Source organism: Blautia sp. MSJ-9, from assembly GCF_018919065.1.
Classification (GTDB): Bacteria; Bacillota; Clostridia; order Lachnospirales; family Lachnospiraceae; genus Blautia_A.
This window is the reverse complement of record NZ_JAHLQG010000017.1, coordinates 102,789-120,721: the sequence shown is the minus strand read 5'-3', so window position 1 is coordinate 120,721 and position 17,933 is coordinate 102,789. Positions and strand designations below refer to the sequence as shown.

The window sequence follows — 17,933 nt, the reverse complement described above, 5'->3', positions numbered from 1 at the left end:
CGGACAAAAAATCAAGAAGGGAAAAGAACTATGAAAAAAAGTAAAGGAATCGTAGTGCTGCTTCTGACACTGATCCTGACTGTGTTCTTTTGCTTTACTGCAGCCGTAGGTATCGGTCCTACCGGAACCGGTGCAGCAAAACATATCAACACAGGTCTTGATCTTGCCGGTGGTGTCAGCATTACCTACCAGGCCAAGGAGAGCAATCCGACAAGCGAAGAGATGTCAGATACGATCTACAAGCTCCAAAAGCGTGTAGAGCAGTACAGTACAGAGGCTCAGGTATACCAGGAAGGATCAGACCGTATTACAGTTGAAATCCCTGGTGTTACAGATGCAGATACTATTCTGAATGATCTGGGTAAACCAGGTTCCCTGTATTTCATCACAAAAGAAGATGCTGACGGAAACCAGAACTTTACTACAGGACAGGACGGATATGTTCTCTCCAGAAGTATGGATGAGATCAAAGAATCCGGAAGTGTTGTTCTGGAAGGTTCTGATGTGGCAGATGCACAGGGGGGTGCCATCCAGAATCAGAGCACAAGCGCAAAGGAATACGTTGTAAGCCTTACACTTACTTCTGACGGAGACAACAGCGGTAAAGAGAAATTTGCAGAAGCTACAAAGAACAATGTGGGCAAGCAGATCGCTATCGTATATGATAATAACATCATCAGTGCTCCGAACGTAAATGAAGAGATCTCCGGTGGAAAAGCACAGATCAGCGGAATGTCTGACCTGGAGGAAGCGCAGAACCTTGCTTCTTATATCCGTATCGGTTCTCTGGGACTTGAACTGGAAGAACTTCGTTCCAGTGTTGTAGCTGCACAGCTTGGTGAGGAAGCAATCTCTACAAGTGTTCTTGCAGGCGCGATCGGTCTGATCATTGTTATTATCTTCATGATCATTGTATACCGTGTACCTGGTGTAGTTGCTGGTGTTGCACTGATCCTTTATACATCATTAATGCTGATTACTCTGAATGCCTTTGATATTACTCTTACCCTGCCGGGTATCGCAGGTATTATCCTTGGTATTGGTATGGCGGTAGATGCCAACGTTATTATTTATGCACGTATCCGTGAAGAAATCGGTGCAGGCGTATCTGTAAGAAATTCCATCAAGTCCGGTTTCAGCAAAGCTTTCTCCGCAATCTTCGATGGAAATATTACAACCCTGATCGCATCCTTTGTACTGATGTGGCTTGGATCCGGTACTGTTAAGGGATTTGCTTATACACTTGCCCTTGGTATCGTAATCTCCATGTTTACAGCACTGGTTGTATCCAGATTTGTTGTAAATGCCCTTTATGCAGTTGGCGTACGTGATCCGAAATTCTACGGATCTACAAAAGAACGTAAACCAGTGGATTTCCTTGGAAAGAAGAAAGTATTCTTTATTGTTTCCATTATCCTGATCCTTTGCGGACCGATAGCAATGTTTGCCAACTCACATGCTGGAAATAAAGCATTAAACTATAGCCTTGAGTTCTCAGGCGGTACATCTACAACCGTTACATTTAACGAAGATATGGATATTAAGACTATTGATTCCGAAGTAACTCCTGTTGTAGAAGATGTCACAGGTGACAAGAATGTTCAGCCTACAAAAGTAGTCGGGACAAATCAGGTTGTGATCAAGACACGTTCTCTGAATCAGAGCGAGCGTGAAGCACTTCAGAATGCTCTGGTTGAGAAATTCGGTGTAGATGACAGCACAATCTCCACAGAGAGTATTTCTTCTACAGTAAGTAAGGAAATGCGTCAGGATGCGATCGTAGCCGTTATCGTAGCTACAATCTGCATGCTTCTTTACATCTGGTTCAGATTCAAAGATATCCGTTTTGCAAGCAGTGCGGTACTTGCACTTCTGCATGACGTTCTGGTTGTACTTGCATTCTACGCGATCGCGAGAGTATCAGTAGGTAACACATTTATTGCCTGCATGCTTACAATCGTAGGTTACTCAATCAATGCAACTATCGTTATCTTTGACCGTATCCGTGAGAATCTGCAGAGTGGTTCACGCGAGAATCTGGCAGAGATCGTAAATACAAGTATCACTCAGACACTTACAAGAAGTATCTATACTTCTTTCACAACCTTTGTTATGGTAGCTGTTCTTTATATCATGGGTGTATCTTCTATCCGTGAATTTGCAGCACCTCTGATGGTTGGTGTTCTTGTTGGTGCATATTCTTCTGTATGCATTACAGGTGCATTATGGTATGTAATGAAGAAGAAATTTACAGGAAAAGGACAGCCGGCGATTGCTACAGCCTCCGCATCCGGAAAAACTTCTTCCAAGCCGAAAAAAGCCCGTGATGTATCACAGAAAGACCCGACTCAGCCAAAGAAGAAAAACAGAAAAAGAGTAGCTGAGCGTCTGGCAGCAGAAGAAGCTGCAAAGAATCAGCAGAATGATGATGCTGAATAAAAACAAACATAATAGTCTGGAGAAATGACCAGACAGATATTATCCCGGGGTGTTACAGCCCCGGGATGTTTTAGTAAGGAGAAAATAGATGGAAAAATGGGTAGTGGCTGCGAAGAAAGCCGACTTTAACCAGATCGGTCAGCAGTTTCATATTGATCCGGTGATCGCAAGACTGATCAGAAACAGAGATGTGATCGGAGATGAGAAGATAAGAGAATATCTGCTTGGAACAGTAGACGAGATCCCATCTCCCTGGCTGATGAAAGATATGGAGAAGGCGGTAGACATCCTGAAGAAAAAAATACAGCAGCAGGCAAGAATTCGTATTATCGGAGATTATGATATTGATGGTGTGACCTCTACATACATTCTGCTGAAAGGTCTGACAAGGATTGGCGCAGATGTGGATACTTACATTCCGGACAGAGTAGCTGACGGATACGGGATCCATGAACATCTTATAGACAGAGCCGAAGCAGACGGAATAGATACGATCGTAACCTGCGATAATGGAATTGCTGCCGCTGCAGAGATTCAGACAGCGAAGGATAAAGGAATGGCAGTGATTGTCACAGACCACCATGAGATCCCTTACAGAGAAGAAAACGGCGAACGTAAAGTGATCCTGCCGCCGGCAGATGCGATCCTGAATCCGAAGCAGTATGACTGCCCATACCCAAATAAGAATTTATGCGGCGCAGTGGTAGCTTTTAAATATATCACTGCCCTTTATGAACGTTTCGACGTACCGCAAAAAGAACTGGAAGACTACTATGAACTGGCTGCCATTGCAACAGTAGGGGATGTCATGGATCTTCAGGGAGAGAACAGAATCCTGGTAAAAGAAGGTCTGCGCCGTCTTAAAAATACGAAAAACAAAGGTCTGCAGGAGCTGATCCATGCCAATGCCCTTGAAGACGCAAGGATCACAGCTTATCATATCGGCTTTGTACTTGGTCCATGTATCAATGCCAGTGGCAGACTGGATACAGCGGCTCGTTCCCTTGCACTTCTGAATGCACAGACAAAGGAAGAAGCAGCGAAACTTGCCGGGGACCTGACAGCTTTGAATCAGAGCAGAAAAGCCCTTACAGAAAAAGGAAAGGAAGAAGCAATCCAGCTGATAGAGACAACAGAACTGAAGAATGACAGAGTGCTGGTAGTCTATCTTCCGGACTGTCATGAGAGTCTTGCGGGTATCATAGCCGGAAGGATCAGGGAAAAATATCATAAACCGGCCTTTGTGTTGACAAAAGGTGAAAAAAGCGCGAAAGGCAGCGGCAGGTCCATAGAAAGCTATTCCATGTACGAGGAACTGGTAAAATGTGCAGATCTGATGGTGCAGTTCGGCGGTCATCCGATGGCAGCAGGACTTTCTATAGAGGAGGAGAATATAGAGAAGTTCCGCAGACAGTTAAATGAAAACTGTACACTGACGGAAGAAGACCTGCGGCCAAAAGTCGTGATTGATGTGCCAATGCCGATTTCTTATATTACAAAAGAACTGATAGAACAGATCTCATTGCTGGAACCTTTTGGAAAAGGAAATACCAAGCCGATCTTTGCACAAAAAGGCCTGAGAGTGCTTGACAGCAGTATTATCGGGAAAAATAAGAATGTAGTGAAGTTAAAACTTCTTGATCCGCAGGGCGTTACTATGGAAGGAATCTATTTTGGAGAAGCAGAAGATTTTGCGAACTTTATCAGACAAAAAGACACTATTTCTGTCACTTATTACCCGGAGATTAATCGGTTCAGAGGCCGGGAAAGTCTGCAGATCATTATTCAGAACTATTGTTAAAACCGACTTGCGCATATGAACAGCAACTTGATTCTGATATAAAAAGGTGATATACTATAAAATATTTATGAGTTAATAGATTATTTGACTAAATTGAATAACTATAAAAGGCACTGGAGGAGAAACGAAATGAAGAAAATTGAAGATTACGTAGTAAGTATACCGGATTTCCCGGAACCGGGGATTATTTTCAGAGATATTACAAGCGTTCTGCAGGATGCAGATGGACTGCAGCTGGCAATTGACTCCATGCAGGACTGCCTGAAGGATGTAGATGTGGATGTAGTTGCAGGAACAGAGTCCAGAGGATTTATCTTTGGTGTGCCGATCGCATACAATCTTCATAAACCATTCGTACCGATCCGTAAGAAAGGCAAACTTCCGAGAGAAACCGTATCTGCAAGCTATGATCTGGAATATGGCAGTGCAGAGATCGAGATGCATAAAGATTCTATCAAACCTGGTCAGAAAGTAGTCATCGTTGATGACCTGATCGCAACAGGCGGCACCATCGAAGCTGCAATTAAGCTTGTAGAGGAGCTTGGCGGTGAAGTAGTCAAAGTTGTATTCCTGATGGAACTTGCAGGATTAAAAGGACGTGAGAGACTGAAAGGATATGATGTATCATCAGTAATTTGTTACGACGGTAAATAAGCACAGCTGATTGTGCAGGACAGGCAGGTGGGAGCATATGGCAGAAATGACTAAGAGTACAGAAGCAAAGAAAGACGAAATGCAGGTTGAGAAAGAGAAACTGGAATCTGTAAAGAGGGCAGATGCCGCAGTAAAGACCATGCACGATTTTACAAGTCCGGAGGTACTTTATAAAGAACTGATAAACAGTGTCCTGAAGTATCATCCGTCAACAGATATCTCCATGATCGAGAAAGCATACAGGGTGGCAAGTGAGGCTCATGAAGGACAGAAGAGAAAGTCCGGAGAGCCATATATCATCCATCCTTTGTGTGTGGCGATCATTCTGGCGGATCTGGAACTTGACAAGGAAACAATCGTGGCAGGTCTTCTTCATGATGCAGTTGAGGATACCTGGATGACTTATGAGGAAGTTGAGAAGGAGTTTGGATCAGAGGTTGCACTTCTCGTAGATGGTGTTACCAAGCTGGGACAGCTGTCTTATTCCGCGGATAAAGTAGAAGTTCAGGCTGAGAACCTCAGAAAGATGTTCCTTGCCATGGCGAAGGATATCCGTGTTATTCTGATCAAGCTTGCAGACCGTCTCCACAATATGCGTACTCTGCAGTATATGCGCCCTGAGAAACAGCAGGAGAAAGCCAGAGAGACTATGGATATCTATGCTCCGATCGCCATGCGTCTCGGTATTTCCAAGATCAAAGTAGAGCTGGATGACCTGTCACTGAAATATCTGAAACCGGATGTCTACTATGATCTGGTAGAGAAAGTTGCTCTGCGAAAGAGTGACAGAGAGAAGTTCGTAGGTGCCATTGTAAAAGAAGTCAAGCAACATATGGAAGATGCCAATATCAAGGCACAGGTAGACGGACGTGTGAAACATTTCTTCAGTATCTATAAAAAGATGGTCAATCAGGACAAGACCATTGACCAGATTTATGACCTGTTTGCAGTTCGTATCCTTGTGGATACTGTAAAGGACTGCTATGCCGCCCTTGGCGTTATCCATGAGATGTATAAGCCAATCCCTGGAAGATTTAAAGACTACATTGCCATGCCGAAACCAAACATGTATCAGTCTCTGCATACCACATTGATCGGACCGAACGGACAGCCGTTTGAGATTCAGATCCGTACTTTTGAGATGCATAAGACTGCCGAGTATGGTATCGCAGCCCACTGGAAATATAAAGAGTCCTCAGATGGCAAAGCTCCTGTAGGAAAGAGCGAAGAGGAGAAGCTGAACTGGCTGCGTCAGATTCTGGAATGGCAGCGTGATATGTCTGACAATAAAGAGTTTATGAGCCTTCTGAAGAATGATCTTGACCTTTTTGCGGACAGTGTTTACTGCTTTACTCCACAGGGAGATGTCAAGACACTGCCGAGTGGTTCCACACCTGTAGACTTTGCATACAGTGTCCACAGTGCTGTAGGAAATAAGATGGTAGGTGCCCGTGTAAACGGCAAACTGGTTCCGATTGAGTATCAGATCAAAAATGGTGACCGTATCGAGATCATCACTTCTCAGAACTCTCAGGGTCCAAGCCGTGACTGGCTGAAACTGGTCAAGAGTACACAGGCAAAGAATAAGATCAACCAGTGGTTTAAGAAAGAATTAAAAGAAGACAATATTCTCAAAGGCAAGGAAATGCTTGCGCAGTATGCCCGTGCCAAAGGATTTAAGATCGTAAATTATAATAAGCCTCAGTATCTGGAGGCTGTTATGAATAAATACGGATTCCGTGACTGGGATTCCGTACTTGCAGCAATCGGTCATGGCGGACTGAAAGAAGGTCAGGTCTTCAATAAGCTGGTAGAAGCTTATGATAAAGAGAATAAGAAAGCCATGACAGACGAGCAGGTGCTTGAAGCTGCATCTGAAACACAGGAGAAGCTGCATATTGCCAAGAGTAAGAGCGGTATTGTAGTAAAAGGTATCCACGATGTTGCAGTTCGTTTCTCCAAGTGCTGTAATCCAATCCCTGGTGATGAGATCGTAGGATTTGTTACAAGAGGCCGTGGAATTACTATCCATCGTACAGACTGCGTCAATGTGCTGAATATGTCCGAGACAGACAGAACCCGACTGATCGAAGCAGAATGGCAGCAGCCTGATACCAAGGAAAAAGAGAAATATATGGCTGAGATCCAGGTTTATGCAAATAACCGTACCGGACTTCTGGTTGACCTTTCCAAGATATTTACAGAGCGTAAGATCGACCTGCGAAGCATCAACAGCCGTACAAATAAGCAGGAGAAAGCAACCATCTCCATGAGTTTTGAGATTGGAAGCAAAGAAGAACTGCGTTCCCTGATCGAGAAGATCCGTCAGGTAGAGAGCATCATTGATGTAGAGAGAACTACCGGCTGATGACAGAAAAACTACCTGTTGCTGTGAAAGTATTGAACAGTTACAGCTGCTCATAGAAAGGAATTACATGAAGAACTTAGAATTACAGAAATGTATATTAGGACCTGTGTATACAAACTGCTATTTCCTTAAGAATAAAGAAACCGGAGAAGTGATCGTCATAGATCCTGCAGACTGTCCGGAGAAGATTGAACTGAAAGTTTCCCAGATGAATGCGAAACCGGTGGCAATCCTGCTTACACATGGACATTTTGATCATATCACGGCAGCACAGGCAGTAAAGGATAAGTATAATATTCCGATTTACGCCTGTCGTCAGGAAGAAGAGATGCTTCGCGAGCCGTCTGTCAATATGACAGCTCATTATGGCAGAAACTGCTCTATCGTGCCGGATGTATTTCTGGAGGATTTGGATGTGATCAAACTGGCAGGTTTTTCTATTCAGATGATCCATACACCGGGACATACAAAGGGAAGCTGTTGTTACTATCTGAAGGATGAGGATGTTCTGTTTAGTGGTGATACAGTATTCTATGGTTCGGTAGGCAGAACAGATTTCCCGGGCGGAAGTACAGCAGATATTGTGCGAAGCCTGCATAAACTGGTAGATTCACTCCCTGAGGAAACGGAAGTTTTCCCGGGACATGATGCATCTACCACCATTGGTTACGAAAAGAGGTATAATCCATTTGTATAAAATAGGCATTCTGTTTGAGAACAGAGAATTTGAACATGATGTTTATGAATTGATCAAAGCGTTTTACCCCGAAGCGGAGATCCATACTCTTTATGAAGATGATGAAGCAGAGTATGACCTCCGCTTCCGTGTGGAACGGGAAAATGACAATTATATCATAAAATACGAAAGAGCAGAGAATCTGCCGAACCAGGAAACAGAGAAAAAAGGAGCAATTACTGCAGAAGTTATCACAGATGAGACAACAGGTGAGAACGCAGAATGCGGAATAAAAGATGCTCATGCTCTGAGAAAAGAGAATAAAGATTCCATCAAATATGCACTGTATCAGCTTCTGGTAAAGCTTACAGGCAAAACCCTTCCGTGGGGAAATCTGACAGGAATCCGTCCTGCCAAGCTGGCGATGGGAATGATTGAATCAGGAATGAAGAATACGGAAGTAGCGCAGGAGATGCGTGAGAAATATCTGGTAAGTCCGCAGAAAACAGCGCTTGCCATTACTATTGCAAACAGAGAAAGAGAGATTCTCAAGGACATTGATTATGAGAATGGATATAGTCTTTATATTGGAATCCCATTCTGTCCAAGTATTTGTCTGTACTGTTCTTTCAGTTCTTATCCACTGAAAGTTTGGGAGAAGAGAACAGATGAGTATGTGGAAGCTCTCTGCAAAGAAGTAAGAGAAACAGCTCTTATGATGAAGGGCAAAAAGCTGGATACCATTTATATTGGCGGCGGTACACCGACTACACTGCTTCCGCATCAGATCCGTAAGCTGCTGAATACAGTAGGAGAGACTTTCGGATTTGAGGGACTTGCTGAATTTACTGTAGAGGCTGGAAGACCGGACAGCATCACACGCGAGAAACTGGAAGCAATCCGTGAATATCCGGTAACAAGAATTTCTGTAAATCCACAGACCATGAATCAGGAAACACTGGAGATCATCGGACGTAAGCATACCGTAGATCAGACAAAAGAAGCCTTCCATCTGGCAAGAGAGCTGGGATTTGATAACATTAATATGGATCTGATCGTAGGTCTTCCGGGTGAAGATATCTATATGGTAGAGCGTACTCTTGAGCAGGTTCGTGAACTGGCTCCGGACAGCATTACCGTACATTCTCTGGCAGTGAAACGTGCTGCGAGACTTAACATTTTCAAAGAAAAATATCAGGAAATGTCTTTTGAGAATAATCAGGAGATCATGGATCTGACTATGAAAACCGCATATGAGATGGGAATGGGTCCTTATTATCTGTACAGACAGAAGAATATGAAGGGAAATTTTGAAAATGTTGGCTATGCAAAGGTTGACAAAGCCGGAATTTACAATATACTGATTATGGAGGAGAAACAGCCGATCATTGCACTGGGTGCAGGCGGTTCTTCCAAGCTGGTCTTTGACCATGGCAAGAGGATCGAACGTGTGGAGAATGTAAAGGATGTTTCCAATTATATTTCCCGCATTGATGAGATGATCGAGAGAAAACGGAAAGCAATAGCTATCTGGCTGTAAGATGTGGAGGTAACATTTTGGATACAGTACAAAAGACAGCAGCAGGCTCACAGGAGAGAATCCTGGAGTTTGACCTTGCTTCTGAACTGCATCATGGAATGCTGGTAAGTAATCTGGCCTACGCAGTTGCAGAGGAGCTGGGACTGCCCCATGAACAGTGCTATGAGCTTGCGATAGCAGGAATGCTCCATGACATAGGAAAGCTGAAGCTGACAAGTTATATTAACGGACAGGAGCAGGATCCTCTGGTAATTGAGGAACTGAAGTATGTCCGCATGCATTCTACCTTGGGATATGAGGAGCTGAAAGACCAGGGATACTCGGACTTTGTATTGGAGAGTATCCTGTACCATCATGAGAATTATGATGGCAGTGGATATCCGTCCAATAAAGCAGGGGATGAGATTCCCATAGGCGCACGGATCCTCAGAGTCTGCGATGTATATGCAGCATTGATCACTGACAGACCGTACAGAAAGGGATTTGATATCTCTACGGTCATGGAACTGATGATCGATGAAGTGAAGAATTTTGATATGCAGGTTTTTCTTGCATTTCAGAGAGTGGTTCATAATGGGGATGGATTGAATTTTCATAAAACACAGCTTTCGTAGATGATCCGTTTCCTAAAATAAAATAAGGCTGATATGTTACTGAGATAAATCAGTAATATTGAATACCATAAAAGAGGAGGACAACATGGCATTAAAGAAGAAACCGGTAACCGGTATGAAAGACATTTTACCAAAAGAGATGGAAATCCGTAATTATGTAATGAATATGATCCGTGAGACATATGGCACATTTGGTTTTTCATCTATAGAGACACCATGTGTGGAACACATTGAGAACCTTTCCAGCAAACAGGGTGGAGAGAATGAGAAACTGATCTTCAAGATCCTGAAACGTGGAGAGAAACTGAAACTTGCAGAAGCACAGACAGAGAGTGATCTGGTTGATTCCGGACTCCGCTACGACCTGACAGTGCCGCTTTCCAGATATTATTCCAACAATGCCAACGAGCTTCCGGCTCCGTTCAAGGCACTTCAGATGGGAAATGTATGGAGAGCAGACAGACCGCAGAGAGGACGTTTCCGTCAGTTTATGCAGTGCGATATCGATATTCTGGGTGAGCCGACTTACCTGGCTGAGATCGAACTGGTTCTGGCTACCACAACTTTACTTGGCAAGCTGGATTTCCACAACTTTACCATCCGTATCAATGACAGAAAGATCTTAAAGGCAATGGCTCAGTACAGCGGATTCCCGCAGGAGAGCTTTGACACAGTATTTATCATTCTGGACAAGATGGACAAGATCGGTCTGGAAGGTGTTGCAGAGGAACTGGAGAAAGAAGGATTTGCAAAAGAGAGCATTGATACTTATCTTGGACTCTTCAAAGAGATCACTTCTGATATCGAGGGTGTCCGTTACTGCAAAGAGAAGTTAAAAGACGTTCTGGATCCGAAGGTCGCTGAGGATCTTGAGACTATTATTTCTACTGTAGATTCTGTTAAGACAGCAGACTTCAAGATGTCCTTTGATCCGACTCTGGTACGTGGAATGTCCTATTATACAGGTCCGATCTTCGAGATTTCCATGGATGAGTTCGGCGGCAGCGTAGGCGGCGGCGGACGTTACGATGAGATGATCGGTAAATTTACCGGAAATAATACATCTGCATGTGGTTTCTCCATCGGATTCGAGAGAATCGTAATGCTTCTCCTTGAGAGAAATTACGAAATCCCGACAAAGAATGGCAAGAAAGCATATCTTGTTGAGAAGAACATGCCGGCTGACAAGATGCTGACAATCCTGAAACAGGCTCAGGAAGAGCGTAATGCAGGAACACAGATCAACATTTCTATCATGAAGAAGAACAAGAAATTCCAGAAAGACCAGATGACTGCAGAAGGTTATACAGAGTTTGTAGAGTTCTTCAAAGACAGAATGTAATAATTTGAAGTAATACTAAATTGATAATAGCTATTAAGCCAAACTCCGGTATGCACAACGTAAAGCGTTGATGTTGATGGAGAGAATAGTTGTAATAATATAGAAAAGCATGAAAAGAGGAAAAAAACATGGCTGAAAGTATGCAGGGACTGCACAGAACATGCCGATGTGCAGAAGTGACAAAGGAAATGATCGGCAAAGAAGTCGTCCTTATGGGATGGGTTCAGAAAGCCCGTGATAAAGGCGGAATCATTTTTGTAGATTTAAGAGACCGTTCCGGTATCATGCAGCTGATCTTCGAGAACGGCAGCATTGACGAAGAAGGTTTTGCAAAAGCCGGTAAACTCAGAAGCGAATTTGTAATCGCAGTTACCGGTGTGGTAGAAGAAAGAGGCGGCGCTGTTAATAAGAATCTTGCAACAGGTGAGATCGAGCTTCGCGTAAAATCTCTTCGTGTTCTGTCTGAGGCAGAGGTACCACCGTTCCCAGTCGAAGAAAACAGCAAGACAAAAGAAGAAATCCGTCTGAAATATCGTTATCTTGACTTAAGAAGACCGGATCTTCAGAAGAATATTATGCTGAAGAGCAAAGTTATGATGCTCACAAGACAGTTCTTCGCAAAAGAAGGATTCCTTGAAATTGAAACACCAATGCTCGGCAAGAGTACACCGGAAGGTGCGAGAGACTATCTGGTACCATCCCGTGTTCATCCAGGAAGCTTTTATGGTCTGCCACAGTCACCGCAGCTGTACAAACAGCTTCTGATGTGCTCCGGCTATGACCGTTATATCCAGATTGCAAGATGTTTCCGTGATGAAGACCTTCGTGCTGACAGACAGCCGGAGTTCACACAGATCGATATGGAACTCTCTTTCGTAGATGTTGATGACGTTATCGATGTAAACGAGAGATTCCTTGCATATCTGTTCAAAGAAGTACTTGATATTGATGTGAAACTTCCAATCCAGCGTATCACATGGCAGGAAGCTATGGACAGATTCGGTTCCGATAAACCGGATATGCGTTTTGGAATGGAACTGCATGATGTAAGTGATGTAGTTAAGAACTGTGGATTTGGTGTATTTACTTCTGCTCTGGAGAATGGCGGCAGTGTTCGCGGTATCAACGCAGAAGGACAGGGCGCTATGCCTCGTAAGAAGATTGATAAACTGGTTGAATTTGCAAAAGGCTACGGTGCAAAAGGTCTTGCATACATTGCAATCGCTGAAGACGGTACAAGAAAGTCTTCTTTCGCCAAATTCATGACAGATGAAGAGATGGACGCGCTGATAGCTGCTATGGATGGTAAGCCAGGAGATCTGCTTCTGTTTGCAGCAGACAAGAAGAAACTGGTTTATGATGTACTTGGTGGACTTCGTCTGGAACTTGCAAAACAGATGGATCTGCTTGACAAGAATGAATATCGTTTCGTATGGGTAACAGAGTTCCCGCTTCTTGAGTGGAGCGAAGAAGAGAATCGTTTCACAGCAATGCATCATCCATTTACCATGCTTATGGAAGAGGACCTTCCGCTTCTGGATACAGATCCTGGAAAAGTTCGTGCAAAAGCATACGATATCGTATTAAACGGTAATGAAATCGGTGGTGGTAGTGTAAGAATCCATCAGGATGACATTCAGGAGAGAATGTTTGAAGCACTTGGATTCACAAAAGAAGCTGCCCACGAACAGTTCGGATTCCTTCTGGATGCATTCAAATACGGAGTTCCGCCTCACGCTGGACTGGCATACGGACTTGACCGTCTAGTAATGCTTATGGCTAAAGTTGACAGTATTCGTGATGTAATCGCATTCCCTAAAGTAAAAGATGCTTCCTGTCTGATGACTCAGACCCCGAGCCGCGTAAGCGAGGAACAGTTAAAAGAACTGGAACTGGAAGTAAGACCGGAGGAAGTAACTGAATAAAGATGGAGCTTACAATTCAGACATTTCTGATTGTATGCCCGTTAGTGTTCCTTGCAGGACTTGTTGATTCTATCGCAGGCGGTGGAGGCTTGATCTCCCTGCCTGCGTATTTGCTTGCGGGAGTTCCTATGCACAATGCGATTGCGACGAACAAGCTGTCTTCTGCGACAGGTACTGCTATTTCCACAGCACGTCTTTGTAAGAATAAATTTGTTGACTGGGGCGTAGCTCTTCCGTGTGTCTCTATGGCAGTGGTGGGCTCTTTTATCGGTGCACATCTTGCACTTCTTGCCAGTGATAAAATTTTAAAAGGCATGCTGATCCCGGTACTTCCGGTCGTTGCGTTTTATATACTGAAGAAGAAAAACCTGGACGATAACAGCAACGTAGAGATTTCCAGAAAGAAACAATGGCTACTGTGTGCAGTTTGTTCTTTTATTGTTGGCTGCTATGATGGTTTCTACGGACCTGGAACAGGTACCTTTCTCCTGATTTTGTATACAGGAGTAGCAAAACTTCCTGTAGCAAAGGCTTCCGGAACCATGAAACTGGCAAATCTTTCTTCTAATATAATGGCATTATTTGTTTTCCTCTTTAGTGGTAAAATTATCGTGCTCCTGGGACTTGCAGCTTCTGTTTTCTCTATTGCAGGACATTATGCAGGAGCAGGTATGGTAATGAAGAATGGTAACAAAATTGTTAGACCGATCATTCTGATCGTGTTAGTATTGTTGTTTATTAAGATCATAACGGGTATGTAAAAAGAATAAGAAAAAATAAAAGAGATCATTCTTTCGTGTATTTGTGTAAGAATGTCTCTTTTATTTTTTCTTAAGGATATAGTAGAATGATATCCGAAATATAGGAAAGATAATTTTTATACTAAATTATGCGAGTCTTTGAGAGGACCGTTGCTATCGCTATCGGAGTTACTGTTGTTGGGGCTGTCAGTAGATGGATCGGAATTAGGGGCATTTTGGTTGTTCTGAGAATCAGTATCCTTGGAATCGGTATCCTGAGAATTCTCGAGCGGGGAATCTGTCAAAGTCCCAAAGATTGCATCCCCCAGGGTATTTCCTTCATCCTGAAGTTTCCAGGAAACCCCATCATTGATAAGGACAAAATCTACATCATTGACAGTAGTTGCAGTGTTATTGTTAATACTGTCAAGGAGAAATTCCAGAGATTTCTCATATCGTTTCTGAGAACCATCAATGACGGCATCTGCAGAAGCAAGATAATCATCAAGCCTTGACTGATAATCAGACAGAATGGAATCACTGTCAAAAGTTGTAATCTCAGTTGTAACAGTTGCATTATATCCATTTTCGCTGCTGGATTTGATAATATATTTAAAATTTTTGCGTACCTGTTCTACAAGGGCTGCTGCTATAGAGTTTTTTGCAGGATCATCGGTATTCATAATATTTACCACACCCAGATAGGAACTCATTTCCTTCAGGTCCAGTTTCTCAAGAGTATCAAGATAGACAGTCAGAGTATCCTCAGGTGAAAGAATATCCGGATCGGCAAGATCAGCGATAAGACCGCCGACGAGCTCATTTTCCAGGGAATTTGTACATTGAATCTCCCATTTTTCTTTCTTATCACTACCGGTATTAACAAGCGGTATGGAACAGTTTGTTTCTGCTGAATCATATTCATTATTCTTCAGAAGCTGATTCAAAATCAGATAGTGAGCCTCCAGAGATTTGGAAGAATCCTTAATACTTCCAGTTTGTGCCTGTGCCGCCTCTGTAATCCTGGTTCTGAGAAGTTCTGCCGCAAAATCTTTGGCAAGAGCCTGGGCATCAATTGTGGTAAGTTTAACAGAAGTAGTGGCTGAATTATTTGCTGCATCGACGTTGACATCCAGAATTTCGTAATCAAATTTCTGGAAAAAGAGAGAAAATACTTCATTGATTTCATCAGATAAATTCGTGTTCTCTGTAGCATCGGGAAACAGCTCTTTATATGGTATATATTTCTGGGTTGTTTCTGAATTGAGATTCTTTAACTGATCCAGTTCATTTTTGACGACATCTTTTACGCTTGACTCATTATTGCGTGAACAGCTGCTGGTTACAGATACAGCAAACAGAACAAGCAATACACAGAGTAAAGGCATCAGACGTTTTACTATATTCATACATGTTCTTTCCTTTCGCGGTACTTTCCGTTCATTTTACCAGATTTTGCAGTGGCTGTCAAAAAATCCAAAATTATAAACGAATTTCATAAAAAATACGTGAAAAATTTGTGAAATTCGCCACCATTTAGCCTCAAAGCTTTCATTTTGGAACGGAATCTGCTATGATAGGAAAGTAAATAATTTTGATGTAAAAAAGCAATAGTGTATAATAATGCTGGCAGCAATGTAGGCGATAACATCAAGGAGGCAACTATGAAAAAACGTATTTTTATCGTTTTGGGAATTCTGATCGCTGCGGGTGGTATCGGCGGTGGAGTCTGGTATCACTTTAACGGAAATGGCCAGGGCAGCTCCGGTGATTCAATCGTATATGTATCAAAAGTCAGTCTGATCACAGGGACAGAAACAGCGGCAACGAATCGTTTTGCCGGTGTAGTAGAACCACAGAAGACCGTAAACGTCAAGATAGAAAGTGGACGTAAAGTAAAAGAAGTTCAGGTAAAAACCGGAGAAGAGGTAAAAGCTGGACAGCTTCTTTTTGAATATGATCTCAGTAGTATTGAGGATGACTTGAAGCAGGCACAGTTGGATCTGGATAGATTAAAGAATGAACAGATCAGTCTGACAGATCAGATAGCTACACTGGAGGCAGAGAAGCAGAAAGCAAAAGCAGAGGATCAGTTATCTTATACGATCGAGATTGAAACAAATAAGATGAATCTTAAGAAAAATGAATATAGTCAGAAGAGCAAGCAGTCAGAGATTGATAAACTTCAGAGTGCTACACAGAACACAGAAGTGAGAAGTGAGATCGATGGAGTGATCCAGAAGATTGATACATCTAAAATGACTAGCGATGATGGCGATTCTGTAGATGACAGCAGTACGGCGGATAGCATATCATCAGATGACAGCAGTTCGGACAGCTCTGCATTTATCACTATCCTCAGTACAGGTGCTTACAGAGTTAAAGGTAAGGTAAATGAGCAGAACCGTGATTCTATTGTTCCAGGTGAATCGGTGATCATCCGTTCCAGAGTAGACAGTAGTAAGACTTGGAAGGGAACTACGGGTTCCATTGATATGAATAATGGAACTTCAGATAGTGACAGCAGTGATATGTATTTTGGTATGTCCAGTTCAAGTTCTGACGATCAAACAACCTCTACTTCTTATCCTTTCTATGTTGAACTGGATTCTTCAGAAGATCTGATGCTTGGACAGCATGTGTACATAGAGCGTGATATCGGACAGGATGATCAGAAAGATGGTCTATGGCTCAGCGATTATTATATTCTGGATACAGATACCAATGAACCATATGTATGGGCGGCAAATGATAAGAACAGACTGGAGAAGCGTTATGTGACGCTTGGAAAGCATGACGACGATCTGGGCGAATATGAGATTGTTGATGGCCTGACAAAGAAGGATGCGATCGCATTCCCGACAGACGCTCTGGAAGAAGGCGAGAAGACAGAAGTCGGTGATCTGGCACAGACTATGAGTGGTGGTGCAGATGGCATTACAGACATGGATGCAGATTATGAAAATTTGGATGACTCACAGATGGATTCTGTAGACATGAATTCTTCCACGGATGATTTTACAGATACGGATATGGATGAGAACTCCACGGATATGACAGATGACAGTTCGGATGATACGATCGATCCGAATGAAGAACTTGTACCAATTGATGAGGCACCAGGTATGAGCGCTGGTGAAGATGTGGAGGGAATCGAATGATACTGGAATTAAAAGGCATTTATAAAGAATATCAGCAGGGTAAAATGAAAGTTCCGGTATTGAAAGATGTAAACTTTTCCATGGAAGAAGGCGAATATGTAGCCATTATGGGACCGTCCGGTTCAGGAAAAACAACTCTGATGAATATTATTGGATGTCTGGATAAACAGACAGAAGGAACCTTCTTTCTGGATGGAGTAGATATTAAGGCATGCTCAGAGAATGCAATGTCAGATATCCGTCTGAATAAAATCGGATTTGTTTTTCAGAGTTTTCATCTTCTTCCGAAACAGAGTGCACTGGCGAATGTAGAGATGCCGCTGAACTATGCAAAAGTACCAAAGAAAGAGAGAAAGGAACGTGCGCTGAAGGCACTTGACAGGGTAGGACTGGCAGACAGAGTTGACTTCAAACCTAATCAGTTATCAGGTGGTCAGATGCAGCGAGTTGCCATTGCAAGGGCGATCGTGAATAATCCGAAGCTTCTTCTGGCAGATGAGCCTACCGGTGCTCTTGACAGTAAATCAGGTGCACAGGTTATGGAGCTTTTCCAGAGACTGAATGATGAAGGAGTATCCGTATTAATGATCACTCATGATGCAGATATCGCAGCACATGCAAAGAGAGTAGTTACGATTAAAGATGGTATCCTTCAGGAAAAGAGGTGATCTTC

General features: G+C 43.0%; 13 protein-coding genes. 12 read left to right on the top strand and 1 reads right to left on the bottom strand.

Features of this window, described 5'->3' with window-relative positions; translation table 11 throughout:
* Positions 1-30 precede the first annotated feature (30 nt).
* The 10 genes from secD to KQI87_RS04535 all read left to right on the top strand — a co-directional run bounded on the left by secD (position 31) and on the right by KQI87_RS04535 (position 14,120).
* Positions 31-2,439 (top strand): protein translocase subunit SecD, encoded by a 2,409-nt coding sequence (secD, locus tag KQI87_RS04580; RefSeq protein ID WP_216459081.1) that lies wholly within the window; start codon positions 31-33, stop codon positions 2,437-2,439.
* A gap of 88 nt (positions 2,440-2,527) precedes the next feature.
* Positions 2,528-4,240 (top strand): single-stranded-DNA-specific exonuclease RecJ, encoded by a 1,713-nt coding sequence (recJ, locus tag KQI87_RS04575; RefSeq protein ID WP_216459080.1) that lies wholly within the window; start codon positions 2,528-2,530, stop codon positions 4,238-4,240.
* Between the two features lie 129 nt (positions 4,241-4,369).
* Entirely contained in the window at positions 4,370-4,894 is a 525-nt protein-coding gene (locus KQI87_RS04570) for an adenine phosphoribosyltransferase (RefSeq protein WP_216459079.1), read from the top strand.
* 37 nt (positions 4,895-4,931) lie between these two features.
* Complete coding sequence (locus KQI87_RS04565) at positions 4,932-7,262, top strand: RelA/SpoT family protein (RefSeq protein WP_216459078.1); 2,331 nt, start codon at positions 4,932-4,934, stop codon at positions 7,260-7,262.
* Between the two features lie 67 nt (positions 7,263-7,329).
* Entirely contained in the window at positions 7,330-7,959 is a 630-nt protein-coding gene (locus tag KQI87_RS04560) for an MBL fold metallo-hydrolase (protein WP_216459077.1), read from the top strand.
* Complete coding sequence (hemZ, locus tag KQI87_RS04555; RefSeq protein ID WP_216459097.1) at positions 7,910-9,478, top strand: coproporphyrinogen dehydrogenase HemZ; 1,569 nt, start codon at positions 7,910-7,912, stop codon at positions 9,476-9,478. The genes KQI87_RS04560 and hemZ overlap by 50 nt, the downstream gene beginning before the upstream one ends.
* 17 nt (positions 9,479-9,495) lie before the next feature.
* Positions 9,496-10,092, top strand: a complete 597-nt coding sequence (locus KQI87_RS04550) for an HD-GYP domain-containing protein (RefSeq protein WP_216459076.1) — start codon at positions 9,496-9,498, stop codon at positions 10,090-10,092.
* A gap of 85 nt (positions 10,093-10,177) precedes the next feature.
* Complete coding sequence (hisS, locus tag KQI87_RS04545; RefSeq protein ID WP_216459075.1) at positions 10,178-11,434, top strand: histidine--tRNA ligase; 1,257 nt, start codon at positions 10,178-10,180, stop codon at positions 11,432-11,434.
* Positions 11,435-11,562: 128 nt separating this feature from the next.
* Positions 11,563-13,359 (top strand): aspartate--tRNA ligase, encoded by a 1,797-nt coding sequence (gene aspS, locus KQI87_RS04540; RefSeq protein ID WP_216459074.1) that lies wholly within the window; start codon positions 11,563-11,565, stop codon positions 13,357-13,359.
* A gap of 2 nt (positions 13,360-13,361) precedes the next feature.
* Entirely contained in the window at positions 13,362-14,120 is a 759-nt protein-coding gene (locus KQI87_RS04535; RefSeq protein WP_216459073.1) for a sulfite exporter TauE/SafE family protein, read from the top strand.
* 116 nt (positions 14,121-14,236) lie between these two features.
* On the opposite strand, the gene KQI87_RS04530 is transcribed toward KQI87_RS04535, so the two are convergent.
* The gene (locus tag KQI87_RS04530; RefSeq protein ID WP_253292367.1) at positions 14,237-15,508 is read right to left on the bottom strand and encodes a hypothetical protein; all 1,272 of its coding nucleotides are present in this window, start codon (positions 15,506-15,508) and stop codon (positions 14,237-14,239) included.
* Between the two features lie 255 nt (positions 15,509-15,763).
* On the opposite strand from KQI87_RS04530, the gene KQI87_RS04525 reads away from it, so the two are divergent.
* Together KQI87_RS04525 and KQI87_RS04520 are read left to right on the top strand one after the other, a co-directional pair.
* Entirely contained in the window at positions 15,764-17,260 is a 1,497-nt protein-coding gene (locus KQI87_RS04525) for an efflux RND transporter periplasmic adaptor subunit (RefSeq protein ID WP_216459072.1), read from the top strand.
* Complete coding sequence (locus tag KQI87_RS04520; RefSeq protein ID WP_216459071.1) at positions 17,257-17,928, top strand: ABC transporter ATP-binding protein; 672 nt, start codon at positions 17,257-17,259, stop codon at positions 17,926-17,928. The genes KQI87_RS04525 and KQI87_RS04520 overlap by 4 nt, the downstream gene beginning before the upstream one ends.
* The last annotated feature ends 5 nt before the right edge of the window (positions 17,929-17,933 follow it).